This window comes from Fructobacillus tropaeoli (assembly GCF_016860625.1).
GTDB classification, from domain to species: domain Bacteria; phylum Bacillota; class Bacilli; order Lactobacillales; family Lactobacillaceae; genus Fructobacillus; species Fructobacillus tropaeoli.
Map to the genome: position 1 here is coordinate 375,128 of NZ_BOJU01000002.1, position 24,995 is coordinate 400,122.

Below are 24,995 nucleotides of genomic sequence, written 5' to 3' on the forward strand. Positions count from 1 at the left end.
TCACCGGTGTATCTAGCATCTAAAATACCATTGTTTTTTAAATTGAATTAGCATTAGCATATTAACTAATCAACCTATTAAAATACGATAAAATTTTTTTATTGTATAGTCTCTACTTATCAGTATGCTAATTCTTTCATGCTGTTTCAGAATAACTTAAAAACTGCTATATCGTAATTTATATCATTTTTTCTATATATCACCGAATGTACTAATAGTTCATTAGCCTTTTTTCTACAAGTGATATAATAGAGGCATAAGAAAAGCGGTGCTGTTTGAGCAACACCGCTTTACTAGCAAACCCGTTAAACGGTGGCTAGCCTTTATGATCATTAAATAACCGTCGGCTCGCGAAAGATTAGATGGTTATTTTTTTGACCTAATTTAATGAGATCAATATTTTTTCTAATTATTCAAACTGCGTTAGTAATTCATTAGTGTTTTTTTATATAAGTGATATAATAAAGACATAAGAAAAGCGGTGTTGTTCGAGCAACACCGCTTCACTAGCAAACCCGTTAAACGGTGGCTAGCCTTTATGATTATTAAATAACCATCAGCCGGTCAAAGCTTAAGATGGTTATTTTTTTTGACCTAATTTAACGAGATCAATAACAATGCCGATGAGCGTTAGAACAAACATTCCAAACGCCCACAACAATGTTAAGACATCCACTACGGACATCAGGCTTCTCCTTTCCTAGGATGCTGGGGGTTATGATTTTAAAACCATAGGCACCACCACCTTTCCAGGATAGCCACCATCTTCACTTGTTTGCATACCGATATTATAGCATAAACACCTCAACCATGCGGTTTACAGCAGTACCGACTAGTTAAACGATTCATTGAAAAATGTATTTAAAGAACAATATTGCGCCGTTAATAATCCCTTAAAAAGCACAATCAACACACTTTATTTATTACGAACATACTCTTTTAAGACCTGATTTCCAAAAAGTTCACTTTGATAAATCAGAATCTCCGCACAGGCCAAAGAATCCTCCAGCGCATTATGGTGGTGATCCAAACGAATGTTCAAAGCGGCAGAAACCGTGTTGAGCTTATGGTTTTGCAAATCAGGCAAGAGCCGGCGCGAGGTTTGCACAGTATCCAACAGTTGGTAATGAGCTTCCGGCAGACCATAATAGTCTAAGCAAGCCCGTAAAACTGAAGCATCAAAATTAGCGTTATGCGCCACCACGAGTTTTTCCTCGGTAAATAATGGCGCAATCGTTGGCCAAATTTCTGCAAATGTGGGCGCATTGACAACGTCCTTTGGATAAATGCCATGAATTTGCGAATTCCGCGCTGAAAACGGTGTTGGTGGCTTAATCAAGGAATAAAATTGATCCACCACCTGGCTGGCACGCACGACAACCAAGGCAAGTGAAACAGCCGAATGACGCTGGTTATTGGCTGTTTCAAAATCAAAAGCGACAAAATTCATTAGAACAGTAACTCCATTTTTACGAGGTTTGCTTGGCGGCCGGACCGTAGTTCAATTGGCTCCGGTTCTTCACCGACTTCCGTGAAACCAAGCTTTTTGTATAGATGACGAGCAACCTGATTTTCCAGGTCAACATCGAGCCAAAGACGATCATAACCGGCTTCTTCGGCCCAAACAACCATTGCTGCCAGCGTTGATTGACCCAGTCCATGGCCCTGAAAGGCGGCCAAAATCGCCAAGCCGACTTCGCCATCGGCAATCGAGGCAATGCCAACAGCAACCGCGTCACTGTCTTCTTCATGCCCCAATGGCTTGGCCCAAATCAACCAAGTCTTGTTGGGCAGGTCATCGTTTTTCAAATCAGCTTCTACAACTGACGATTGGTTAGACGCTGCCAGTGAATCACGGACTTCCACTAATTCAAAAGTATCCGATTCCTGTTTAAGCTGCGTCAGCAAATCTTGGGCAGCCTGAGCCTGCTGGAGGTCCAAGCCAAGCATTGAGTACTCATAGTGGTCAAATTGTGCTGCAATCATCCGTGTAAGTCCTCCTCAATTTGAGCGGCTTGGCCCAACCCCCGAACCACAATTTCACGGTCAGAGTCTGCGCCCGCCATGCGGGTAAAGGTCATTTCTAAGCGATCATTTGGCAAAAGATCCGCCATGTACTGAGGCCACTCAATCAAAGTGACGCCATCAGTGCCCAGATAGTCTTCGAACCCTTGGTCGGCTGCACCCATATTTTCAAGACGATAAGCGTCGAAATGGTAAAGTGGAATTCGCCCTTCCTCATAAGTGTTCAGGATATTAAAAGTCGGGCTTTTAACCCGGCTCGTAATTCCCAAGGCTTTCGCCAATCCCTGAGTAAAGGTCGTCTTACCGGCGCCCAAGTCTCCTTGGAGGGTCACCACCAGGCCGGGGTAAACGAGCTTGGCTAATTGCTCAGCCAACGCCTGGGTTTCTTTTGGATTGTTCGTCTGATAGCTTTTCATATTCCATATTATAACACTGTCATTTGACTGAGCACTGGGCACTTTGGTGGTTTTTTTGTCCTGATTTTAAAAATTTCTTGTCAGTCCCCCAGTCGATAGGAGTACAATAAAAATAATCAAAAGAATTGAGAGGATTTTTACGAATGTCAAAAACAACTTTATTCCAAGTTGGCACGATGCAGCTACTCGCTAACAGCCTCTTAGACGGGACAATGTCCATCCACGACCTCCTGCAACACGGCGATTTTGGAATCGGCACAGGCCAAGGTCTAGATGGCGAACTGATTATCTTAGATGGTAAAGCCTACCATACCTTGGTTTCTGGCGAATCTGAAGTACCGGACGAAAACTTCAGTTCCCCATTTGCCGCTGCTCACCATGGTGATTTTAAAGATTTTGGAACAGCGGAAAATGCTGATTTGGAAGTCGTTTTACAAGACACCATCGACAAGTTACAGGCGCAAAATCAGTTTGCAGCTTTCTTGGTTGAAGGCGAATTCGAAACCATGACTACTCGCTCAGCTGCTGGTAGCCAAAAACCTTATCCTTCCTTAACCGAAGCCGCCGAAAAGCAACAGGTCTTTCACGGTTCAAAAGTTAAGGGCCGTCTCCTTTCCTATTACGCACCAGCTATTTACCAGGGCGTCACCGTAGCCGGCTTCCATTCTCACTTCCTTTCCGATGATCATGACCTTTCTGGTCACGTTTTGACCGGAAAAGTTTTGTCAGCTACTGTTAAGGTGCAAAAGTTCGATACCATCGAACAGGTCTTGCCAACCGAAAACCCTGATTTTAAGGCTGCTGATTTAACTGACTTATCGATGGTCCACAAAGCCATTGAAGCGGCTGAATAAACCTCTCAAAGCAATTAAATCAACAAGAAAAGCAGTTGCCGTGGCAACTGCTTTTTTGTTTTACTTATGAATAAACATTGCATCCCCAAAGGAGAAGAACCGGTACTTGGCTTCAACCGCATGGTGATAAGCATTCAAAATGTTTTCGCGACCGGTAAAGGCTGCGACTAACATGACCAAAGTTGACTTTGGTAAATGGAAGTTAGTGATAAAGGCATCAACAACCTGCCACTTGTAACCGGGCTTAATAAAGATATCCGTCCAACCAGAATCGGCCTGAAGTTGACCATCAAATTTCGAACCAATTGTCTCCAACGTTCGAATGGACGTCGTTCCGGTAGCAACGATTCGACCACCCTGCTCACGGACCTTATTCAATGTGTCCGCTGCTTCTGCACTCAATTGATAAAACTCAGAATGCATCTGGTGGTCTTCAATATTTTCCTCTTCCACTGGTCGGAAAGTTCCCAAGCCAACATGCAAAGTTAATTCCACCAGTTCAACACCCTTATCGGCAACTTTTTGCAGCAATTCTGGTGTCCAATGCAGTCCGGCAGTTGGTGCAGCAGCTGAACCATCCACCTTAGAGTAAACCGTTTGGTACCGCTCTTGGTCCGCCAACTTTTCCTTAATGTATGGTGGCAAAGGCATTTCACCCAACTGGTTCAAGCGTTCCATAAAGATGCCGTCATAAGAAAATTCAACGTAACGACCACCGTGTTCCAATTCACCAACAATCGTCGCCGTCATCACGGGGTTTTCTGGATCATCACCAAAAAGAATCGTTGAACCAATTGGTGACTTCTTAGCTGGCTTCACCAAAGTTTCCCAAACATCCCCGTGGTCTTGGCGCAATAGTAGAACTTCGGCATGGCCGCCAGTCTCTGGACGAATTCCGTGTAACCGGGCTGGCAATACTCGCGAATTATTCATTACCAAGGCATCGCCTGGGTTCAAATAGTCCAAAATGTCATAAAAATGCCGGTCCTCATAGGCCCCAGTTTCGGCATTCAGCACTAAGAGACGAGAAGTATCGCGTTCCTTTAATGGCGTTTGCGCAATTAATTCTTGGGGCAAGTCATAGTCAAAATCTGATAATTGGTAGTGTTTTTCTTCTGTCATAAATCTCTTTTAAATTCTTCTATTCAACAACCAACAGGCTGTTAGTGTTTATGCTTTCGAGCAAATATACTCTAGTCCGGATACTTAGTCCATCAAAGATGAGCAAATACACTCTAGTCCGGACCTTAATTCATCAAAAACGAGCAAATCAGTCCTTTGGTTCAGGCACCGGCCGGCCCAAATGTTGGTAGGCCGCTTCCGTCACCACCCGACCTCTTGGGGTCCGGCGAATAAAGCCTAATTGCAACAGGTAAGGCTCCACCATCGACTCCAACGTATCGGCTTCTTCCCCGATATTAGCAGCAATGGTCGCAAGACCAACCGGTCCACCATGATAAAAATCAATCATAGCGTTTAGCAGCTTATGATCGGTATCATCCAGGCCCTTTTGATCAACGCGCAACTTATCTAAGGCCGTTTCCACCAAGTCGGTATCAATCGCTTCTTTTCCAGCAACTTGGGCAAAGTCGCGCACCCGCTTCAACAGCCGGTTGGCAATTCGCGGTGTTCCTCGTGACCGGGAGGCCACGGCATAGGCGCCGTCCTTTGTGATGGGGGCTTCAAAAATATCGGCAGTCCGGACCACAATCTGCTGTAAGTCTTCCGGCTGATAGTATTCAAGGGAATTAATAATCCCAAAACGGTCACGCAATGGCTTGGACAGCATGCCCGGCCGAGTCGTTGCACCCACTAGGGTAAAGGGTGGCAAAGGAAAATGAACGGCTCTGGCAGTCGGTCCCTGCCCGACCATGATATCGATAAAATAATCTTCCATGGCGGAATACAACATTTCCTCAATCGCCGTTGGCAGGCGGTGAATTTCATCAATAAAAAGTACATCCCCTGGCTCCAGACCATTGAGTAAGGCGACCAAATCGCCACCTTTTTCAATTGCCGGACCAGAGGCTGTCTTCAAATGCACGCCTAGTTCATTAGCAATAATCATCGCTAACGTCGTCTTTCCTAACCCCGGCGGTCCGAAAAGCAAAACGTGGTCAAGGGCTTCTTCACGCATTTTGGCGGCTTGGAGATAAACCGCCAGCTCCTCTTTTAATGGCTGTTGACCAATATATTCGCGCAAGTACTTAGGTCGCAAGGAAAGCTCATCTTGCTGGTCTCTAGCATTTTCAGCTGCATCACGCAGCAATTCATCCGTTTCATTTTGGCCTTCAAACCAAGTATTAAATTGTGGGTTTTCATCAGTCATATCATTACTATTATAGCGCATTTGTCCGCCTCCTTTCCTGCTTGCTTGGCAAAATAAAAGACGACCAATTCCGGTCGTCTTGTGTAGCCAAAAGCCTTACTGATTTAACCACGCTGGGAGTGCATCGACTAGCTTTTCTAGAGCCCGTCCCCGGTGTGAAATCAGGTTCTTCTCAGCCACCGTTAATTGGGCAAATGTCTTTTGCAGTGGTTCGTAATAAAAGATTGGGTCGTAGCCAAACTTGTTGTCGCCAATCTCTGTCTCGGTAATTTGCCCGTCGACATGCCCGCTAACAACTAAAGGTTCTTTACCAGGGCCAACTAGTTCAAGTACGGTTGTGAATTGCGCCTGCCGGTCCTGTCCTGATTTTCCAGCTAACTTAGCCAAAACTTTGGCATTATTGGCATCATCATCGTGGTCGCCTGCATAGCGAGCCGAATAAACTCCAGGCTCGCCGTTTAAAGCCGCAATCGTTAGCCCAGAGTCATCAGCCATGATTAAGTCTTCTGAATAAACAGCCGCCAAAGCAGTCGTCTTTTTATGAACATTTTCTGCAAAGGTTGTGCCATCTTCAATAATTTCAGGAACTTCATCCAAGTCTTTTAAAGACAAAATATCCCAGCCCAAATCGAGCTTGGCCAATGCCTCCTTTATTTCTTGAACTTTATGGGCGTTACCAGTTGCGATAATTAAGCGCGTCATCGTTGCTCCTTCTTTTACAAAATCTGAGTTACTTTCTTTAACAGGTGGGGCCACCTGACTGCTGGTCACTAATCCACCGCAATCAATCTGTTGCCGGTAAATTTAGGTGAGTAAAATGCCAATCGTGTTCTATTCCCAGCCATTGCTTTGCAATGGTTGAAAAAGTTGAGACCGGCCCAGTTGTATACAGTTGGTACTGCTTGTTTTCTGGATAAACAGCTCCGTCATCCTCAGCCAACAAGTCCTGTTCCTTCAGGATAGTCGCTAATTTTTGCGCCGTGGCAACTCCCGGATCAACTAGGGTTACCTCTGGCAAGGCCTGTTGAATGACGTCCGCCAACAGCGGAAAGTGCGTGCAACCAAGCACCAACGTATCGATACCTGCCTCTTTAAGGGGCTGCAAATGGTCTTTAACAATTTCAGCCACCTCAGCGTCCTGATAGCGGTTTTGCTCAACGAATTGGACAAAATCAGGCTCTGCTTGTGCAAAAACCTGACTACCCGGCGCCGCCGCCTGAATCTCAGCCTGGTACTGACCTGAATCCACGGTTCCCTCAGTTGCTATGACACCAATTTTCTTCGTCTTACTTGCCAAAACGGCCGATTGGACACCGGAATCAATCACACCGATAACCGGAATGGCCAAGTCTTCTTGTAAGCCAGGTAAGGCGCAGGCAGTTGCCGTATTGCAGGCAATCACCAGCGCCTTAATGTCATGGTTTTCAATTAAATAGTCGGCAATTTGTCTGGTAAAATCAGCGACTTCCTCTGGCTCGCGAGGGCCATAAGGCATTCGTGCTGTATCGCCAACATAAACGATGGCTTCTGCCGGCAATGATTGAACGGCGGCTTTTAAGACGGTCAAACCGCCAATGCCAGAGTCCATCATGCCAATTGTTTTTGTATTTTTCTTCATAATAGTCTTATTATCTTCCCTTCAAAACAAATTGCAAGCCTTTGCCCCCGTTTAATCTCTCTTTTGCTATAATAACGGAAGAAAGGAATCTTTACTTATGTCAAATGCTCATTCTCAATCAAATAACGGTACCAATCAGACCGTTAGTGCCTTTGCACCACTACTCTTACGTGATGCTCTTTTGGCCAATATCTTAACGGATGATTATGCCAACATTACCTACTGGGCCGGAAAAGAGTTGGCTCGCCAGTTCCCTGTGGAAACGAGTGCTCATTTGCCTGCCTTCTTTGAAAAGGCTGCTTTTGGTGATTTAACAATCAAATACCAAAGCGGTGATCAGCAGCAATGGCTTCTTTCTGGTGCCATGGTAGAAGACCGGTTAGCAACAAACCACCAAGCTGATTTTTCATTAGAAACTGGCTTCTTAGCGCAACAGCTGGAATTGCAAGAAGAAGTTGTGGCGGAAGGAACCTTCCAAGTTTCTGCTCGACAACAGACAGTAACGGTAACGATTTTGACTGATATGTCTCATAAGATAAGCTCTTTAACCTCTTCTGAACAGGTTGCGCTTCGTGATCGCTTCTTAGACCAGGGCGAAGAAATCGCCACTGAAGACATTGATAACCCTGAAGCACTCATCGTTAATCGCCAAAGCGTACCGGTTGATGAACCAGCAATCCAAATTAGTGAAGTCGACCAGGCCACATCAGAAGCGCCCGTAGAAGTTGAGCCAGCAGAATCTGCGGCGCCAATTGAGGCGGAACCAACAACATCCGCGGCTTCAGTAGAAACTAACTCAGCAGTATCCACAGCCCCAATTGAGGCGGAACCAACAACATCGGCGGCTTCCTCAAACACCGAACCAACATCTTCCACAGCTTCAACGGAAGCTGAACCAGCAGCATCTACCAGCACGACTGACTCTGAACCGGTCATTAACCAAAGTCAGAGCAAAAAAAGCGCCTTTTCCTTCTTCCGACCAAAGAAGAACCAAGCAGAATCAACTGCCCCTGTTTCAACAGACCAAGAACAGCAAGAAGCAATCGTTCCTGCACCTGAAAGCGAAAGCGCGACAGTGGTCGCAGAACCAACTAGCGAACTAACAGACAGCCAGGTAGCCGATACTCTTTCAATCGAGCAATCGATTACAAATTCGTTGTTAGCCTTTGGCCAAGAGCGACGCCAAAAGTTTAGTCAAAAAGACGATTCAAGCTTGAACGAATAAAGCACTAATCGAGACAAAGAAAAGAACAGCAGCCCCACAATTTTGCGGGTTGCTGTTCTTTTTTAGTAATCAAAAGTCGGTCAGCCTTAGCCTTCCTTATTTTGACGACGCGTGTTACGACGATCCTGACGAAGTTCAATTCGACGATCCATTTGACGCTTACGCTTAATCTTATTCTTAATTTGACGCTTATAGCCAGGCTTGATGTTCTTCTTCTTTTTCTTGACCATCCCAACCATTTCAGGATCCAACTTATTAGTTGTTGCGTGGCGCTGTGTCCGGGCCTTACGATCCTTGACCGCCACGATTTCATCCCCACGAATCTGCTTATGAGCAAATTCGATACCGATTTTTTCCAGTTCAGCAATCCGGTCTTCTTCATCAGGTCCGTAAAGAGTTACGGCCGTTCCAGCCATGCCATTCCGTCCCGTTCGACCAACACGGTGAACGAAAAACTCCAATTCGTCTGGCACACCATCGTTAATGACGTGCGAAACCCCTTCGATATCGATACCACGAGCAGCTAAATCAGTAGCAACTACATATTGGTAATCGAGGTGCAAGACACCCTTCATTGTTCGACGACGTTCACGTGGCGGAATGTCGCCATGAATTTCAGCAACCTTGAGGCCTTGACCACGTAAATGCGCAGCCAATTCCTTAGCTCGTTCCTTGGTATTGGCAAAAATCAGCGCTAAATAAGGATTGAAAATCGTCAACAACTTATCGATGACCTCTTCCTTATCCTTGGACTTCGTTGGTACCAACCAGTTATCAATCGTATCGGCAATCGTCGCTTCCGTTGGAATCGTTTGGAAATCAGGATTGTCCAAATACTTCTTTAAGAACGGCTTCAACTTTTCCGGCATCGTTGCTGAAAAGACCAACGTTTGCAGGTCCTTTGGCATCGCACCAGCCAAGAAATCAACTTCGTTCAAGAAGCCCATGTCAAGCGTCATATCTGCTTCATCGACAACCAAAGTCCGCACTTGGTTAACCACCAAGGCACCACTTTGAACCAAGTCCTTTAATCGTCCTGGCGTTCCAACAACGATTTGTGCTTGGTGCTTCTCTAACTGACGAATCTGGCGGGCCTTATCAGTTCCACCGACATATTCGGCAATCGAAACCTTCACCAATTCCATCTTTTCCGCAAATTCGCGGGCAGCCTTAGCAATCTGAGCAGCCAATTCCCGTGATGGTGTTGTAATCACCACCTGGGTTTGGTTCAATTCTGGTTGCAAAGCGTTAAAAATTGGTACCAAGAAAGTGTGCGTCTTTCCAGACCCTGTCTGTGACTGACCGACAACATCCCCACCACGCAAGATTGTTGGAATCAAGCGCGCCTGGATGGGCGTTGGCTGGTCAAAACCAATCGCCTTTAAAGCTGAAAGTACTTCCGGCTTTAAATTGTATTCACCAAATTGTTGGTTTGTGTTTTTCATGTAAAATCCTTTAAATTTAATCGGCTTGGTTTGCCTTTAAAGCGCTATCCACCCGGTCAATCACCTTTTGGATATCCGCTTCGTTATAAGCCCAGGCACCTGAAGCCAGTGGGTGCCCCCCACCATCAAAGTCTTGGGCAATGGTATTGATGACGACCGACCGTGACCGCAAGCGGACCCGATAATCGCCATTTTCTTGTTCTTCAAAGATTGCCCAGGCCTTGACCTTGTCAATCCGTGATGGAATCGAAACCACAAAAGAAGTGCCCGCATTGCCGAGATCAAAGCTGTCAATCACATCCCGCTTTAAAATCACATAGCCAAAGCCAGATGGCAACAGGTTAATATGTTGCATCACGTAACCTGAGAATTTAACCGCATTTTCCGACAAAGTCGTCATCGCATTATAAATCTTTTGGTAGTCAAAGCCATAAGTAATCAACTCACCGGATACATCAAAAGTTTCTTTATCCAATGAATACATAAAGCGACCGGTATCACCGATGATTCCAATATAAAGGTACCGTGCGGCCTTTTCCGTCATCTTCAAGCCCTTGTCGGCCAAGGCTTGATAGAACTGATAAATCAGAACGGAAGTGGCTGAGGCTTCATCCTCCACCCACTGCCAATCACCGTAAGGTTCCACGTTGGGATGGTGGTCAATTTTGACGATTTCCAAGCCATTCCGCCAGCGTTGGTCATCAATGCGGGGGTCATTGGCTGTATCGCAAACAATGACCAGGGCCTTCTTATAGGCCGAATCAGGAATCTCATCAGCCAAAGGTTGGCCATCCCCAATCCAAGCTAAACCGGGAATTTCCTTCCCAACGGCATAAATCTTCTTTTCAGGAAAAGATGCCTGCAAAATCGCTTGCAATCCCAATTGTGATCCGTAAGCATCCGGATCAGGTCGTTGGTGACGGTGAATAATAATGGTATCGTAACGTTTAATCTGTTCTAAAATATCTTCGTGAATTTTGGCCATATGCGCCCTTTCAACTCTTATTACTATTCTTTATTATACCGTAAATTCGAAATTCGTTGTCAGGGCATTTCGAATCAGTTTAGCTCGCTGATTTGACCAATCAATCATAATCAAAGAGCGATAACGCTTGAAAGGCTTGTGGACTGACATTGGAAAAGGTTAGCCCCAGCAGGCGAATGGCGAAGTCATCTGGATACAGGTCATCAAAGATTGATTGCGCCTTTCTCGCCAAAAAATCAGGGTCAAGCTGAAACGGGTTTGCCTGTGTAATCGACCTGGTCAGCGTATTAAAGTCATCATCACGGACCTTAATATTGAGTGTCCGTCCCACTAGGTGCTTAGTCTCCATATTCGTCACGACCTTTGTCGCCAAATCCTTGAAAGTCGCCAAGACAGCCGACCGGTCGTGGAGGGGAAATTCAAAAGTCCCCTCTTTTCCAACCGACTGCCGAATGCGATGATCTTTCACCTGGCCAAAGTGCGTTGCCCGCGCTTGCCAATAAAGTTGGTCCCCGAAGGAGCCAAAGTGGACCCGCAGTTCGTCTTGGCTCAAAGCCCGTAAATCCGCACCTGTTTTAATCCCTAATTTTTCAAACTTTTCCTGTGATTTCTTACCAACACCACGAAAGTCCTTAATGGGCAATGCCGCCACGAAATCCAGCGCCACGTCGGCACCAATGACCGTTACTCCGTTTGGTTTGTGGTGTTCGGACCCAAGCTTTGCTAACACCTTATTATAGGAAACCCCCACCGAACAAGTTAGTTTCGTTTCCTGCCAGATTCTATGCCGTAACTCGGCTGCCAGCGTTGCCCCCGCCATTGGGCTTTGACTAACGTCTAAGTAAGCCTCATCAAGAGCAACCGGCTCAACCTTATCGGTGAATTCGGCAAAGACTTCATGAATCTGGGCTGACACTGATCGGTATTTATCAAAATCAGGAGCGACAAAAACAGCATTCGGGCAAAGCCTTTTCGCTTCACTTGACCCCATGGCCGAATGAACGCCGGCCTTTCTGGCAATGTAGTTGGCAGTTGCCACGACCCCATGACCATGGTGTAAATCAGGATCACGACCAATGATTAGAGGTACCTTCTTTAAGGCAGGGTTATCGCGCATTTCGACTTGAGCATAAAAAGCATCCAAATCGACGTGCAAAATTTTTCGGTCATCAACCGCTTGCAAAAATTCAGCCATGCCAGGCACCCCCTTCTTTTCAAAACTGATTTTTTTAAAAAGAAAAAGCCTCCACTATGTGGAAGCTTTTTGCCGTAATCACTTGACGTCGAGACGACGTTCCTTGATACGAGCGGCCTTTCCTTGCAATGCACGCAAGTAGTACAACTTTGCGCGACGCACGCGGCCCAAACGAGTTACTTCAATCTTGTCAACCCGTGGTGAGTGCAATGGGAACGTACGTTCCACACCAACACCAGAAGAAATCTTACGAACAGTATAAGTTGCCTGGATACCAGCACCCTTACGCTTGATAACAACTCCTTCAAAGAGCTGAACACGTTCGCGAGTTCCTTCGACAATTCGTGCGTGGACACGAACTGAATCACCAGCGCGGAATTCAGGAATATCTGTCCGCAATTGGGTTGAAGTCAACTTTTCTAAAATGTTATTTTGACGCATAGTCATTCTCCTAATCGCTAATCTTACACTCGTCCTTAGACTAACGCACAGCGGATTACCGTTAATTACGGCTTATAGCCAAAGATTAGTATAACAAAAAAGGAGGGATCCTGTAAAGGGTAATCCGAAAAATTGCCCTAACAGGATTCCTCCATGGCTTAGCCAACCTGATTTAGTCCGATAATCTATAGAAGATAACTTTATCTTTGTTTACCAGCTAAAAATCTCCATTAAAATTAAGCCTTAATCTTTTCTTCCATTACAGCTTCAAAGCTTTGCAACTTTGCATCCGCTTCAGCCTGTGAATCGGCAACAACGCCAATATAAAGCTTCAACTTTGGTTCCGTACCAGATGGACGGAGCGCAATCCATGAACCATCAGCTAACCAGTACTTCAACACATTAGCCTTTGGCTGTGGCAACTTCTTCTCTGCTCCAGCTCGATCAATTTGCGTCTGACTCGCAAAGTCTTGGGTTGCCAGAACTAATTGATCACCAACCATTTCCAACTTTTGGTTGCGGAACTTAGTCATCAAAGCAGCCATTTCTTCATGACCATTGACACCAGGGAAATCAAAGGCAACGGTCTTTTCCTCAAAGTAACCGTGTTGCTCGTACAGTTCCTTCAAACCATCAGCAAAGCTCTGGCCCTTTTCCTTGTAGTAGGCAGCCATTTCGGCAAACAAAACCAAAGCCTGGATAGCGTCCTTATCATGAGCAAATGGCTTTACTAAGTAACCAAATGATTCTTCAAAGCCGAAGAGGTACGTATAATCCTTCTTCTCTTCAAAGCGGTCAATCATGGCCGCAATATACTTAAATCCAGTCAACACGTCTAAGGTAGCAACGCCATAGCTCTTAGCAATCTCGCTAGCAAAGCGCGATGAAACAATCGACGTTACAATGGCACCATTTTCAGGCAATGTCTGATTTTTCTTCTTAGCGGCCAACAAGTAATTGACCATCAAACCGGCGATTTGGTTACCGGATAAGACTTGGTATGAGCCATCGGCCAAACGCACAGCAGCACCCATCCGGTCGGCATCAGGGTCCGTTGCCACGACCAAATCAGCTTCTTCCTTCTTGGCGTATTCAATGGCCAATGACAAAGCGGCTGGATCTTCCGGGTTGGGCTTTTTCACTGTTGGAAAGTCCCCATCGAGTTCCGCCTGTTCCTTCACGATTGTGTAGTTAGTAAAGCCTGCTTGTTGCAACGCTTTTTCACCAATATACTGACCAGTTCCATGCAAAGGAGTGTAGACAAACTTCAAGTCTGCCCCTTCTTTTTGAATCAAATCCTGGTCAACAGAAATTGTTTTAACCTCTGCCAAATAAGCATTATCCAAGTCATCATCGACTACTTGAACGTTAGCTTCTGTTTCGTCTTGTGCAATAGCAAACTCATTTTCCACCGCTGCCATTCCATCGATAACGGCCTGAACGGCTTCAGGAACCATCTGTCCACCATCAGCACCATAAACCTTATAGCCGTTATCCTGCTTAGGATTGTGTGAGGCCGTAATCATAATTCCAGCAAAGGCCTTTAAATGGCGGACTGAAAATGATAGTTCAGGTGTTGGGCGTAATGATGAGAAGCGGTAAACCTTAATCCCGTGTGCTGATAGCACGCGACTAGCCACCTGAGCAAATTCTTTTGAGTGGTGACGAGAGTCAAAGGCGATGACTACTCCCGCTTTTTTAGCAGCATCCCCACTTTGATCAATGTAAGCAGCCAATGCTTCTGTTACTAAGGCCACCATCACGACATTAATGCGGTTAGTTCCAACACCCATTTGGCCACGCATACCAGCGGTTCCAAATGGTAAGTTTTGATAGAAAGCATCTTCTTGTTCAGCTGGACTCAATTGCTTTAATTCAGCTGCTAAATCAGCAGGTAAGTCTGCCTGTTGCCAACGGGCTAAGGTATCTTGATAAGTCATTTTCTTAAAATTCCTCTTCCTTTTCTCGACTAGGTTTTGTAATTAAGCTAATAATAATTTGCCGAAACTTAGGCGACCGAATCACTGCCAGTACAAACACGACAGCAATCACGATCACAGTAATCGTCACTTCTCTTGGCAACTGTAAGTGGCCAAAATAATAACCAATTGTCACCATGGTTATTGCCCAGAGGCAAGACGCCAAAACAGACATCCGGAAGTAAGTCGCAAACCGTAACTTCAAACGGTGAGCAGATAGCGGAACGATTGTCCTGACAAAGGGAACAAAGCGGCCCAAAATAATAAAAAGCAACCAACGCTTCGGATTTAAATTAGCCGAAATCTTTTCGGCAAAATCACCGTTCACGTGGCGGGCAACCCAGGGGATTTTATCAATTTGCTTAATCACCCAAGCACCAAACCAATAATTAATTGAATCACCCATCATGGAGGCAACCGCAAAGATCACCACCAACAAGGCAAATTCAACCAACGAGTGATGACGACCCGCAAAACCCGCAGCCGTCATGACTAAAGCATCAGCCGGAATAAACCCTGTAACAATTCCCCCTGTTTCAATCAAAATCAAAAAAAACAGAATTGACAATTCAATTACGGAAAAATTGGCATTCGCAGAACTAATATGCGTCAACCAATCCGACACAGCAGCAAAAGCTAGAACCATACAGTCAGGGTACTCCTTTAGGAAAAAAGTCTGTCTGAGCATCGCTACTAGTTAACGCTTTGGGTACATGAATCTGCCCTGCCAGCTAGCAAGATACTCATGAGTCAGCAAATAATAATCAGTAGAAGTTAATCCTGATATTATCTCGATAAAATTAAGGCTAGATAAAAAACAGCCTATGTCTATCATACGCTATTTCCCCTGCTAAGTCTGCTTTCAAAGCGTAAAAATGCTAGGAATATCAAGGTAAAAGCAGGCTGATTTTTTAAACGTTCATTCGCTCAATCGCCTACTTTTTCTATCATACACAACTTTTTTAACAAATCTTATGCCAAATCAGCATAAAAATTTTTATCAAGATGTACTACAATGGTGGCGGGAAGTGGCAGAATGCAAAACCAGGCGGCCGACTGGGAGACGTTTTCTTTGCTCACTTCTTATAGTAATTAATTGTCTTTGAAAGGTACTGTTATCAATGTTTTGAAAAAGTTTTCTTTTTCACTTGACAAAAGTTTGTGCAAATATTATTATGTATGTGTAAGTTGTTACAAGGAATTATTCATTGGAGGATAACAGAACATGGAAGCCCTAGTATTAACTGGATTAAAGAAGCTTGAAAAGCAAGACATCGAAAAGCCAACATTGAAGCCTGACGAAGTTTTGATTCACACAGCCTTTGCTGGTGTTTGTGGAACTGACCACGCATTGTATGCTGGTGAACCAGGATCAGCTGATGCTGTCCCACCAATCGTTTTGGGACACGAAAACTCAGGTGTTGTTAAGGAAATCGGTTCAGCCGTTACCAACGTTAAAGTTGGCGACCGTGTTTCAGTAGACCCTAACATCTACTGTGGACAATGCAAGTTCTGCCACACTGGTCGTCCTGAATTGTGCGAACACTTGGATGCCGTTGGTGTTACTCGTGATGGTGGCTTTGAAGAATACTTCACTGCTCCTGCATCAGTTGTTTACCCTATCCCTGACAACGTTGACTTGAAGTCAGCTGCAATTGTTGAACCAATTTCATGTGCTATTCACGGTATGAAGTTGTTGAAGCCATCACCATACCAAAAGGCTTTGGTTATCGGTGACGGATTCATGGGTGAATTGTTCGTTCAAATCTTGCAGGCATACGGTATCCACCAAGTTGACTTGGCCGGAATCGTTGACGAAAAGTTGAAGATGAACAAGGACTTGTTCAACGTTAAGAACACATATAACACTGCTAAGGGTGACAAGATTCCTGCCGGTGAATATGATGTTGTTATCGAAGCTGTTGGTCGTCCAGAAACTCAAGAATCAGCTATCGAAGCTTCAGCCCGTGGTGGTCAAGTTTTGATGTTCGGTGTTGGTGGACCTGACGCTAAGTTTGAAATGAACACTTATGAAGTCTTCCAAAAGCAGTTGACTATCCAAGGTTCATTCATTAACCCTAACGCATTCGAAGACTCATTGGCATTGCTTTCATCTGGTAAGTTGAACGTTAAGCCATTAATGTCACACGAATTGACTCTAGATCAAGTTGACGATTTTGTTAACGGTCGCTTAGGTGTTGTTTCTAAGGCCGTTGTTAAAATCGGTGGTGAAGAGGCCTAAATTTTATGAATAATGCAAAGCGGACAATTTCTTGGACCGCTGCCCTCAGTTACTTTGCCTTCTCATTGGTAATTAACTCAATGGGTAACGTGCTAACAATTGTTACCAGTCAAAAAATTCATCCGTCAATTTTGGGTTCTGCCTATTGGACAGCTGCTCAAAACGGATTAAACCACTCATTGCATGGCAATAGTGCAACGCTATCCATCGTGTTCTTTGTGGTCGGTATGTTAATCGCTGTTTTGAACATGGTTTTGGAGCACCGCATTGATATCAAGCGCTTCCTTGGAAACTTAGCTTTCATGGTTCCTTTCTCGGCCTTGATTTCAGTCTTTGCAAGTGCCTTTTCAAAGCTCTTGCCAGAAGCTCATAGTTGGCCAATGGTTGCCTTCTACATTTTCTTGAACTTCTTTGGTGTTTCCTTAATTGCGATTGCCATTTCAATTTATCAGCGGACCAACATCGTTTTGCACCCTGCTGATGATTTGATGCAGGTTCTTCGATTCAAGTACTTCAAGGGTAATGCCGGTATCGCCATGTGGGTTTCTTATATCCCACCTACCATTATTGGTGTTATCGCCTTGATTATGGTTCCTGATTTTACCAACTATGGTATCGGGACTATCTTCGCCTTCCTCTTCCAGGGAAGTATTACTGGATGGGCAGACACACGTATCTTTAGCAAATTAAAGCACCAGGGAATCGCTATCGACTAAGATAGTCTCCCTCAATTGAAAGGACGGGTTATATTATGGCCTTTACTGATTATTTTGATGACATTCAACACGTTGGAATTCCAACAACCGACTTGGACCGCGCTGAAAAGTTCTGGACAAGCATCGGTTTTGAAAAGACCGGTGACTTTAAGGAAGGTGGCCCAGTTAAGTTCTTTAAGTACGGTCACCTCGTTATTGAAACGTGGTTGTCTGATGAAGGAACTGGCAAGCCCGGTTCAATCAACCACATCTCAATGAACACTTCTGATGCTGATGCAGCCTTTGTAGCAGCAAAGGAACAAGGATTGGATTTGATTGATTCAGAAGTACAATACCTTCCCTTCTGGGATAACGGTATCAAGTTCTTCAATGTTCGCACCCCAGATGGTGTAACCTTGGAATTCTGTGAAATCGTCAAGGGTTAATTCATAATTTATTCGGGAGCCTCAACTACTATTCGGTAGTTGAGGCTTTTTTGTATCTTCTATTTATGATTAACTGGCAGTTGAAAAATATCCATTACTTTTATCAAGCTTTTAACCCCCTTTCAACGCCTTTACTTTCATACCAAGTAAAAGTACCAGTCCATCATTTATAACGCTATATATAGCGTAAATAGGACTATTAATTGCTGCCATATGAGAGAAGCACCGGGCAAAGAAAAAAGCCTGCTACCATTCGGTAACAGACTTCTTGTCATCATTTTATTTATTATTTATGCTTCTGACTTTAATTCAGCAACGTACTGGTAGGCTTCTTGACCTGCCAAGCCACCATCGCCAACAGCAGTCGTGATTTGACGTAAGTTCTTAGCACGAACGTCTCCAGCAGCAAAGATACCTGGAACGGCGGTTGCCATCTTGTCATCCGTCTTAATCCAACCACGTTCATCAGTAATTCCCAAATTTTCAAATACCTGAGTATTTGGCTTGAGGCCAACGTAGATGAAAATTCCACTTTGATCAACAACCTGATCTTCACCAGTTTGGTTGTTATGCAGCTTCAACTGTGAAACAGCCTCGCCATCACCTTCAATAGCGGTGACTTCAGTATTCCAGACAAAGTGCATGTTTTCCTGCTTCTTTGCGCGCTGCTGCAAGATTGGCTGTGCCTTTAACTTGTTATCGCGAACATAAACCGTGACGTCCTTAACCACATCAGCCAAGTAAAGTCCTTCTTCGACAGCAGAATCACCACCACCGACAACCGCAACGCTTTCACCCTTAAAGAAGGCACCATCGCAGACAGCACAGTATGAGACACCCTTGCCTTGGTATTCTTCCTCACCGTCAACACCCAAGTGGATATGTTCAGATCCAGTCGCAATAATCAAAGCAGGTGCTTGAAAATCACCCATATCAGTGTGGACCAATTTTTCATTTTTAGCTAAAACTTCCACACCAGTAATCATGCCAAATGAGTATTCAGCGCCAAACTGCGTTGACGAAGCATACATTTTTTCGGCCAAATCAGGACCCATAATGCTATTATAACCAGGATAATTTTCAACTTCGGCAGTATTATTCATCTGCCCACCATAAATCCCCTGATCAAGCATTACAGTCTTTAAGTCCGCCCGTGAGGCATAAGTAGCGGCCGTCATTCCGGCTGGGCCAGCACCAATGATGATAACATCATATTGCTTGACTTCTGTCATGATAAACGGAACCTCCTTTTTTATTATGACGTCTATTGTACCGTGAATTTGTTCTTTTGTCTAATTTTAACCAACAAAAAAGAGGTATACCACCTCTTTTGTTTTTGCTGAATTTTACAATTTAGCTGCAAGCTCTTTAATATAAGCGCGGAGCTGATCCTTTGTTTGTGGATGCTTCAAACCAAATTCAATATTGGTTTCCAAGAAACCAATCTTAGAACCAATATCATAACGGTCACCCTTGAATTCATGGGCATAAACGTGTTGACGATTATTTAATGAATCAATGGCATCCGTCAATTGAATTTCGCCACCCTTACCAGGCTTTGTTTGTTCCAATTCTTCGAAAATTTCAGGTGTCAACAAGTAACGACCAATGATTGCCAAATCAGAAGGGGCGTCTTCAGGCTGAGGCTTTTCAACGAATGACTTAACCCGATACAAACCATCTTCTTTCACCTTAGCGGCAGGATCAATCACACCGTATTCAGATACTTGATCGTGGGGAACTTCCAAAACTGCCAAAGTTGATTCACCAGTCTCGTGATAGCGTTCAATCAATTGCTTTGTCAATGGCACTTCATCTTGCATTAAGTCGTCACCCAAGAGCACAACGAATGGTTCGTCACCAATGAAATCCTTGGCTGTTAAGATGGCATCACCCAAGCCCTTTGGATGTGACTGGCGAATGAAGTACATGTTGATATCGGTCGTCTCTTCGACAACCTTCAACAATTCCAACTTGTTCTTTTCGCGCAAGTTGTTTTCCAATTCTGGGTTTGAATCAAAGTGGTCTTCGATTGAACGCTTTGACTTTCCATCGACAACAACAATGTCTTCGATTCCAGAAGCAATGGCTTCACGAACGATATATTCAATCGTTGGTGTGTCAACAATTGGTAGCATTTCCTTAGCCAAGGCCTTTGTGGCTGGCAAGAAACGAGTTCCCAAACCAGCGGCCGGGATAATGGCTTTACGTACAGGTTTCATACTTTCCTACTTTCATTAATGACGCCAAAGGCGTCGAAGTATTCTATTGCTATTATAACAAATATATGATCAATCTTCAGCTTTTAATGGACGAGTCATCAGTAATTTAATTTGCTCTTCAATCTGAGCCCCTTCATACAAGACCTGATACAAAGCAGTTGTAATGGGTAAGTCAAGCTGATGAGCCTGCTGGTATTCATAAACCGCCTTCACGGTATTCACCCCTTCAATTACCATGCCCATCTCTTCTTGGACCTGATTTAACGACTGACCCTGCCCCATGGCAAAACCAGCACGGTAATTACGTGAGTTTGGCGACATACCAGTCACAATTAAATCACCAATGCCGGCTAGTCCTAAGAAGGTCTCGGGCTGAGCCCCCATTTTTTGACCTACCGCACGCATTTCGACCAAGCCACGTGTCAGGAGGGCTGCCTGGGCATTGACGCCGTAGCCTAAACCAACGAGCATTCCAGAACCCAAAGCAATAATATTCTTTAGCGCCCCACCTAACTCTGATCCCAATAAATCATGGTTGGTATATGGTCGGAAGTTTTCACTAGCCAACGCTTCCTGCAAAACAGCCGTAGCGGCTTCGTCAGTGCCGCCAATAGAAACTGCAGTCAAATCACCCTTAATCACATCTTCAGCGTGTGATGGGCCAGAAATAACGGCTAAGGATGAATAATTTTGACTAGGAACGACCTCTTCAATCATTTGAGAAATCCGTAAGTGCGTTCCCTGTTCCAACCCCTTTGTAGCATGAGCCAAAATCACTTGTTGATCCAAATTTTGCAAAACCTCTGCTAGTTGGGTTCCAACGGAACGAATCGCCTTCGTTGGTACCACCATTAAAACAACATCGGCATCCGCTACCGCAACCTGCATATCAGCAACTGCTAATAAGTTCTCTGACAAAGTTGCGCCAGGTAAATAATGGTCATTTTGGTGGTGTTGGTTAATTTCGTCAACCTGGTCTGCACGGTGTGACCAGATATTAACAACTACGTTGTTTTCCGCCATTGTGTTGGCAAGAGCGGTTCCCCAGGAGCCAGCCCCTAAAACAGCGACTTTAGTCATGCTTCTTTGCCTCTTCGTCTTCTTTTTCATTGACTTGCATTGCGGCACTCATCCGCTTCTCAAGTGTTTCTAAGGCATCATAGCCCATGTTTTGTGTCCGGAACTTAACGGCCGCTGCATCGATAACAGAGGCAGTATTTCGTCCTGGTGTCACCGGTACAACCATCTTCTTAATTTTGACTCCGAGAATATCTAGGGTGTCATCCTCATTTCCCAAACGATCAAAATTTTCTTCGCCAATTTTACCGTTTGATAGATGAATATTAAGCATGATTGAAGCATGGGAACGGACGGAAACAGCACCATAAACCTGCTGAACATCAATAATACCAACACCACGAACTTCCATCAAGTTACGCAAAACTTCCGATGGTTGCCCAATCAAGCGTTGCTCATCTTCTTGGTGAATATCAACACGGTCATCAGCAACCAAACGCGCTTTACCCTGTTGAATCAGTTCCAAAGCGGATTCGGTCTTGCCAATTCCAGCATCACCGGTGATTAAGACTCCTAATCCGTGCACATCAATCAAAACGCCATGGACAGACTGCCGTGGTGCTAACTCGCCTCCAAGGTAGTAGGTCATGTTTGACAAAATTTGCGATGAAGTCAGGCGAGTGTTTAAAATTGGAATCTGAGCTTCTTCTGCCGCTTGCTTCAATTCATCAGCAATTGGCAAGTTAGTTGAAACCACAAAGGCCGGTGTTTGCTTGGAAGCCATTTTCCGATAAACCATCAACAACTCGTCATGGCTCATTCGGTCTGAAAAAGAAGTCTCCGTGATTCCCAACAACTGCACCCGCTCAGGAGCATAATATGTAAAGTACCCCGTCATCTCCAAGCCTGGCCTAGAAATATCTGCAGTAGTAATCACTCGATTTAAATAATCGTGACCAGCTACAATTGTTAAACGAGTGTTATCAACTAAGTCTTTAACTGTTACGGTTGCTTGCGCCATTTTTTACCTCCGCACCGAAATCTTCGTTTGACCCATGAATAAGAAATTAGCCACGGTCAACAATATTGCGACCAGCATTGCCCAACCAAAAGAGGCAAAAGCAAAGCCATGAATAATATGTGCTGTTAATTCTAGCAGCACTGTATTAATAATTAATAAAAAGAATCCCAACGAGATGATGACTAATGGTAGTGAAACAAAGACCAAGATGGGCTTGATCAAGCGATTCAATAAGGCGAGCAGCACTGCTGCCACCAAGGCGGTCGTCATATTCGCTAAAACAAAACCGTTTGGAAACAGTAACGCACAGGCCAGAAAGACAGCCATATTAATCGCCGCTTGCATGATAAAACGCATAGGCCCTCCTTTAGTAAATTTATTTCCTACCCCCTATTATAACAAAGTTCCTCATAACAAAAAAAGGAACCCGAAGGGTCCCTTTTGCTTTATCAATTAGATAAAGTAGTTATAACCTGGGTTTAATTCGATAATCTTACCCGTACGCTTATAAACAATCCATTCAGCGATGTCGGTTGTATAGTCACCAATACGCTTGATGTAACCGGCAATCACCAAATAGTCAGCTGCTGAATCAACCAATTCAGAATCTTCCTTCATTCCATTGACAGAATCAGTTCGAATCTGAGCTGCTGCATTCGACAACTGGTGGTTCTTAGTCGCGATGTTTTCAGCACCCAAGGCATCGTTCTTCACGTAGTAGCCCATGACTTCTGAAACCATTGAAGCGACCAATTCGCCCATTTCACCCAACTGCTTTTCAACAGCCTTCATGTGCTTCGTTCCCTTAACACGAATGGTTGACGTAGCAATGTTTCGTGCCTGGTCTCCCATTCGTTCCAAAACGGAAACGGCCTTCAAAATCGTCACGATTTCACGCAAATCAGTTGTTACCGGTTGGTACAAAGCAATCATTTCAAATGACTTCTTTTCCAAAGCGGCTTCCCGTTCATTGATCTTGTAATCATGATCAATAATCTTGTGGGCACCATCACGATCGTGCTTAATAAAGGATTGAACAGATTCCTGAATGGTCTTGGCAACCTGTTCACCCATTTCCGTAAAAGAAGTATCCAAATCAGCTAATTCTTCATCAAATAATCGACGCATGACAAATTCCTTTCATGTAACCTGTTTCTCTCTAATAACAGTAGGGCATTTTAAAAGCAAAGATATTTTTTGAACAGCCTGAACGATGGGCTTCACCAACCAATCATCCAGTCACTTTTTATCCAAAGCGACCAGAAATATAATCGGCAGTTTCCTTTTTCTCGGGCTCCAAGAAAATCTTACGAGTGTCCCCAAATTCGACCAAGTTTCCACTAAGGAAGAAAGCCGTCTTATCAGAAATTCGTGAAGCTTGTGATAAGGAATGAGTCACAATAATCATGGCATATTGGTCACGGAGTGACAGCAGAGTTTCTTCGATGTTATGAGAAGAAACGGGATCCAAAGCTGATGTTGGTTCATCGAGCAACAATACGTCCGGCTTTGTAGCTAAAACACGGGCAATTGAAACACGCTGTTGTTGTCCACCAGAAAGACCAAGAGCTGATTTATTCAATTCATCCTTGACTTCGTCCCAGATAGAAGCAGCCTTTAATGACTCCTCTACGGCCTGGTCCAAAGTCTTCTTATCCTTTACTCCAGCTAAACGTAAGCCAAAGGCAACGTTATCGTAGATAGAGAATGGAAACGGATTTGGCTGTTGGAAAACCATTCCAACGCGCTTACGCAAATCAACGGTATCCGTTGTTGGCGCATAGATATCCTTCCCAAGAAGGTTGAAAGACCCCGTCACAGTGACATTTTCTTCCAAATCATGCATCCGGTTTAAGGCCCGCAAGTAAGTTGTCTTACCCGATCCAGAAGGTCCAATCAAGGCAGTAATACCCTTGTTGGCAAAATCCAAATCAATCCCATGTAAGGCTTCCTTGTCTCCATACCAGAGCTTGACGTTACGAGTTTCTAAGATTGTTTCGCTTTGTTTTGTCATCCAAAATTACCTGAAATATAATCGTTGGTCAATTCCACCTTAGGACGGGTAAAGATTTTACGAGTCAAATCGTATTCAATTACCTTACCTTGGTGCATAAAGGCCGTGTAGTCAGAAATCCGGGCTGCTTGCTGCATATTGTGCGTCACGATAATAATCGTGTAGTTTTTCTTCAATTCCAGCAAAGTATCTTCAAACTGAGCAGAAGAAATTGGATCCAAGGCTGATGACGGCTCATCGAGCAACAAGATATCAGGCTTCAAGGCCAATGCACGAGCAATCACCAATCGTTGGGCTTGCCCACCTGACAATGAAAGCGCTGATTTGTTCAATTCATCTTTAACTTGATCCCACAAAGCAGCTTGCTTTAACGTTGTTTCCACAATCTCATCGAGCTGGGCCTTGGTATACTTACCACGGCGAGTCAATGGGAAGGTAATGTTGTCATAAATTGACTTAGCAAATGGGTTTGGTCGTTGGAAAACCATTCCAATGTGACGACGCATTTCATAAACATCAATATCTTGTGAGTTGATGTCCAATCCACGGTACCATATATGACCGGTAACATTGGCAACGCCATCGTTCATTCGGTTCAATGACCGCAAGAACGTTGACTTACCTGATCCAGATGCTCCAATCAAAGAGGTAATCTTGTAGCGTTCAAAACGCAAGTCCCCTTCGCTTAAGGAAAGGTTATCGCCATAACTCACTTGCAAGTTTTCGGTTGAAAGGGCAATTTCATGCTTATCATCTTCCATTGGAATGATATAGCGTTCCGGTGCCTTTTCAGGAATAAAATCTGATACTGGCTTTAATTCTTGAC

Annotated in this window: 27 protein-coding genes; 5 read left to right on the forward strand and 22 right to left on the reverse strand. The window is 44.4% G+C overall.

From position 1 onward, the window contains the following. Positions 1–580: 580 nt before the first annotated feature. The 4 genes from FT12353_RS08645 to tsaE form a co-directional block, all read right to left on the reverse strand. Complete coding sequence (locus FT12353_RS08645; protein WP_083994338.1) at positions 581–685, reverse strand: putative holin-like toxin; 105 nt, start codon at positions 683–685, stop codon at positions 581–583. A 231-nt stretch (positions 686–916) separates the two neighbouring features. Next, complete coding sequence (locus tag FT12353_RS03830) at positions 917–1,450, reverse strand: 3'-5' exonuclease (protein ID WP_059393285.1); 534 nt, start codon at positions 1,448–1,450, stop codon at positions 917–919. Further along, positions 1,450–1,986, reverse strand: coding sequence for a GNAT family N-acetyltransferase (locus FT12353_RS03835; RefSeq protein WP_203618522.1), 537 nt, complete (start codon positions 1,984–1,986; stop codon positions 1,450–1,452). The genes FT12353_RS03830 and FT12353_RS03835 overlap by 1 nt, the downstream gene beginning before the upstream one ends. Next, positions 1,983–2,441: a tRNA (adenosine(37)-N6)-threonylcarbamoyltransferase complex ATPase subunit type 1 TsaE gene (tsaE, locus tag FT12353_RS03840; RefSeq protein ID WP_059393287.1), complete on the reverse strand. Its 459-nt coding sequence runs from the start codon at positions 2,439–2,441 to the stop codon at positions 1,983–1,985. Before tsaE ends, FT12353_RS03835 begins: the two co-directional genes overlap by 4 nt. Positions 2,442–2,584: 143 nt before the next feature. Here tsaE and budA point away from each other — a divergent pair, with 143 nt between their 5' ends. Further along, on the forward strand, positions 2,585–3,295 hold the full coding sequence (gene budA, locus FT12353_RS03845; RefSeq protein ID WP_059393288.1) for an acetolactate decarboxylase: 711 nt from the start codon (positions 2,585–2,587) through the stop codon (positions 3,293–3,295). 60 nt (positions 3,296–3,355) lie between these two features. Here budA and queA read toward each other — a convergent pair whose 3' ends face one another. The 4 genes from queA to murI all read right to left on the reverse strand — a co-directional run bounded on the left by queA (position 3,356) and on the right by murI (position 7,242). Then, entirely contained in the window at positions 3,356–4,417 is a 1,062-nt protein-coding gene (queA, locus tag FT12353_RS03850; RefSeq protein WP_203618524.1) for a tRNA preQ1(34) S-adenosylmethionine ribosyltransferase-isomerase QueA, read from the reverse strand. 148 nt (positions 4,418–4,565) lie between these two features. After that, a complete protein-coding gene (gene ruvB / locus FT12353_RS03855) occupies positions 4,566–5,624 on the reverse strand; it encodes a Holliday junction branch migration DNA helicase RuvB (RefSeq protein ID WP_203618577.1) in 1,059 nt (352 codons plus the stop codon). A gap of 96 nt (positions 5,625–5,720) precedes the next feature. After that, positions 5,721–6,326: an XTP/dITP diphosphatase gene (locus tag FT12353_RS03860; protein WP_059393290.1), complete on the reverse strand. Its 606-nt coding sequence runs from the start codon at positions 6,324–6,326 to the stop codon at positions 5,721–5,723. 82 nt (positions 6,327–6,408) lie between these two features. Further along, positions 6,409–7,242, reverse strand: coding sequence for a glutamate racemase (gene murI / locus FT12353_RS03865; protein WP_059393291.1), 834 nt, complete (start codon positions 7,240–7,242; stop codon positions 6,409–6,411). Positions 7,243–7,339: 97 nt separating this feature from the next. Between murI and FT12353_RS03870 the strand changes: the two genes are divergently transcribed. Continuing rightward, a complete protein-coding gene (locus tag FT12353_RS03870) occupies positions 7,340–8,467 on the forward strand; it encodes a YslB family protein (protein WP_203618526.1) in 1,128 nt (375 codons plus the stop codon). Positions 8,468–8,553: 86 nt separating this feature from the next. Here FT12353_RS03870 and FT12353_RS03875 read toward each other — a convergent pair whose 3' ends face one another. The 6 genes from FT12353_RS03875 to FT12353_RS03900 form a co-directional block, all read right to left on the reverse strand. Continuing rightward, entirely contained in the window at positions 8,554–9,912 is a 1,359-nt protein-coding gene (locus FT12353_RS03875) for a DEAD/DEAH box helicase (RefSeq protein WP_047974887.1), read from the reverse strand. A 16-nt stretch (positions 9,913–9,928) separates the two neighbouring features. Then, positions 9,929–10,897, reverse strand: a complete 969-nt coding sequence (locus tag FT12353_RS03880) for a DHH family phosphoesterase (protein WP_203618528.1) — start codon at positions 10,895–10,897, stop codon at positions 9,929–9,931. Between the two features lie 100 nt (positions 10,898–10,997). Next, a complete protein-coding gene (dinB, locus tag FT12353_RS03885) occupies positions 10,998–12,092 on the reverse strand; it encodes a DNA polymerase IV (RefSeq protein WP_059393294.1) in 1,095 nt (364 codons plus the stop codon). Positions 12,093–12,170: 78 nt separating this feature from the next. Beyond that, entirely contained in the window at positions 12,171–12,533 is a 363-nt protein-coding gene (gene rplS, locus FT12353_RS03890) for a 50S ribosomal protein L19 (RefSeq protein ID WP_047974884.1), read from the reverse strand. Positions 12,534–12,769: 236 nt separating this feature from the next. After that, a complete protein-coding gene (locus tag FT12353_RS03895) occupies positions 12,770–14,473 on the reverse strand; it encodes a phospho-sugar mutase (protein WP_203618529.1) in 1,704 nt (567 codons plus the stop codon). Between the two features lie 4 nt (positions 14,474–14,477). Further along, complete coding sequence (locus tag FT12353_RS03900; protein WP_059393296.1) at positions 14,478–15,158, reverse strand: DedA family protein; 681 nt, start codon at positions 15,156–15,158, stop codon at positions 14,478–14,480. A gap of 579 nt (positions 15,159–15,737) precedes the next feature. On the opposite strand from FT12353_RS03900, the gene FT12353_RS03905 reads away from it, so the two are divergent. Genes FT12353_RS03905 through FT12353_RS03915 form a run of 3 tightly spaced genes read left to right on the forward strand, consistent with a single transcriptional unit; the run spans position 15,738 to position 17,895 of the window. After that, positions 15,738–16,754 carry a zinc-dependent alcohol dehydrogenase family protein gene (locus FT12353_RS03905; protein WP_059393297.1) on the forward strand — a complete coding sequence of 339 codons (1,017 nt, stop codon included), beginning with the start codon at positions 15,738–15,740 and terminating at the stop codon, positions 16,752–16,754. Between the two features lie 5 nt (positions 16,755–16,759). Next, positions 16,760–17,470, forward strand: a complete 711-nt coding sequence (locus FT12353_RS03910; protein ID WP_059393298.1) for a DUF6198 family protein — start codon at positions 16,760–16,762, stop codon at positions 17,468–17,470. A gap of 35 nt (positions 17,471–17,505) precedes the next feature. Next, entirely contained in the window at positions 17,506–17,895 is a 390-nt protein-coding gene (locus tag FT12353_RS03915) for a VOC family protein (protein ID WP_059393299.1), read from the forward strand. 290 nt (positions 17,896–18,185) lie between these two features. Here the strand turns inward: FT12353_RS03915 and trxB are convergent, their stop codons facing one another. The 8 genes from trxB to pstB (FT12353_RS03955) form a co-directional block, all read right to left on the reverse strand. Then, a complete protein-coding gene (gene trxB, locus FT12353_RS03920; RefSeq protein WP_059393300.1) occupies positions 18,186–19,127 on the reverse strand; it encodes a thioredoxin-disulfide reductase in 942 nt (313 codons plus the stop codon). Between the two features lie 114 nt (positions 19,128–19,241). Further along, complete coding sequence (galU, locus tag FT12353_RS03925) at positions 19,242–20,117, reverse strand: UTP--glucose-1-phosphate uridylyltransferase GalU (protein ID WP_059393301.1); 876 nt, start codon at positions 20,115–20,117, stop codon at positions 19,242–19,244. A 69-nt stretch (positions 20,118–20,186) separates the two neighbouring features. Then, positions 20,187–21,197: an NAD(P)H-dependent glycerol-3-phosphate dehydrogenase gene (locus FT12353_RS03930; RefSeq protein WP_203618531.1), complete on the reverse strand. Its 1,011-nt coding sequence runs from the start codon at positions 21,195–21,197 to the stop codon at positions 20,187–20,189. Next, positions 21,190–22,155 (reverse strand): HPr(Ser) kinase/phosphatase, encoded by a 966-nt coding sequence (hprK, locus tag FT12353_RS03935; RefSeq protein ID WP_047974875.1) that lies wholly within the window; start codon positions 22,153–22,155, stop codon positions 21,190–21,192. Before hprK ends, FT12353_RS03930 begins: the two co-directional genes overlap by 8 nt. 3 nt (positions 22,156–22,158) lie before the next feature. Then, positions 22,159–22,512 carry a phage holin family protein gene (locus tag FT12353_RS03940; RefSeq protein ID WP_059393303.1) on the reverse strand — a complete coding sequence of 118 codons (354 nt, stop codon included), beginning with the start codon at positions 22,510–22,512 and terminating at the stop codon, positions 22,159–22,161. A 96-nt stretch (positions 22,513–22,608) separates the two neighbouring features. Beyond that, a complete protein-coding gene (phoU, locus tag FT12353_RS03945) occupies positions 22,609–23,283 on the reverse strand; it encodes a phosphate signaling complex protein PhoU (RefSeq protein ID WP_047974873.1) in 675 nt (224 codons plus the stop codon). Between the two features lie 118 nt (positions 23,284–23,401). Beyond that, positions 23,402–24,169 carry a phosphate ABC transporter ATP-binding protein PstB gene (pstB, locus tag FT12353_RS03950; RefSeq protein ID WP_203618533.1) on the reverse strand — a complete coding sequence of 256 codons (768 nt, stop codon included), beginning with the start codon at positions 24,167–24,169 and terminating at the stop codon, positions 23,402–23,404. After that, positions 24,166–24,930 carry a phosphate ABC transporter ATP-binding protein PstB gene (gene pstB, locus FT12353_RS03955; protein WP_373299326.1) on the reverse strand — a complete coding sequence of 255 codons (765 nt, stop codon included), beginning with the start codon at positions 24,928–24,930 and terminating at the stop codon, positions 24,166–24,168. Before pstB (FT12353_RS03955) ends, pstB (FT12353_RS03950) begins: the two co-directional genes overlap by 4 nt. Positions 24,931–24,995 lie beyond the last annotated feature (65 nt).